At 36.3% G+C, this 805-nt stretch carries 2 protein-coding genes; both read right to left on the bottom strand.

Features of this window, described 5'->3' with window-relative positions; genetic code table 11:
- Positions 1 to 122: 122 nt before the first annotated feature.
- Positions 123 to 416 (bottom strand): type II toxin-antitoxin system RelE family toxin, encoded by a 294-nt coding sequence (locus tag AC5YD2_RS16145; RefSeq protein WP_000221358.1) that lies wholly within the window; start codon positions 414 to 416, stop codon positions 123 to 125.
- On the bottom strand, positions 406 to 651 hold the full coding sequence (locus AC5YD2_RS16140) for a type II toxin-antitoxin system RelB/DinJ family antitoxin (protein WP_000246755.1): 246 nt from the start codon (positions 649 to 651) through the stop codon (positions 406 to 408). Before AC5YD2_RS16140 ends, AC5YD2_RS16145 begins: the two co-directional genes overlap by 11 nt.
- Positions 652 to 805: the final 154 nt, after the last annotated feature.

Genomic DNA, 805 nt, shown 5'->3' with positions numbered 1-805 from the left:
ACAAAGAAAGTTGAATCCTGTGCTTGACTCTTGTCGTTAAAAACAGGACATTTTAAATGGTTTATCGCATAGACATTTTAATTGGTGAATAACACAAAAATGGGAGCTTATAGCTCCCATTTTTAGTCTTTAATACGCTTTTTTGCTTCGTCATAAACTATGCTGTCAGCTCGTTTCCCGACTGTGATGAGCAAGATAACTACCTGATCATCTTTAACTTGATAGACAAGTCTGACACCAGCTTTTAATAATTTAATTTTGTAGCAGCCTGCAAGATCGCCTCTAAGCATATTCTTTGGAATATGGGGCTGCTCTATGACTTTGGCTAGTTTCTTCTTAAATTGATCTCGTATAGCAACAGGGAGTTTTTCCCATTCTGCTGTAAAGTCCTTGTGACGTAAAAGCTTATAAGTCATCTAATGTGACTTCCTCAAACATCTCTTTAGGGTCATTAATGCGCTTACGGACAAGAGCTAACAATTCTTCATCTTCTTCTGAAAGCAAAGCTTTTTTGACAGGTAGTTTCCCAGTCGTAGCAACATACTCAAGAATACTAGTAAAGAAATCTGTAGGTGCAATACCTTGTTCTTTAAGGATGGAATAGGATTTTTCTTTAAGGGCTTCATCGATCCTGAAGTTAACAGTAGCCATCATATCTCCCAGTTATTTAATGTACTAAGAGTACTGTAATGCAAATTGCATTACAAGTCGTGTTATTCACCAATTAAAATGTCTATGCGATAAACCATTTAAAATGTCCTGTTTTTAACGACAAGAGTCAAGCACAGGATTCAACTTTCTTTGT

The sequence above is a fragment of the Acinetobacter sp. CY73 genome (assembly GCF_059515865.1).
This window is presented reverse-complemented; position numbering and strand designations above follow the sequence as displayed.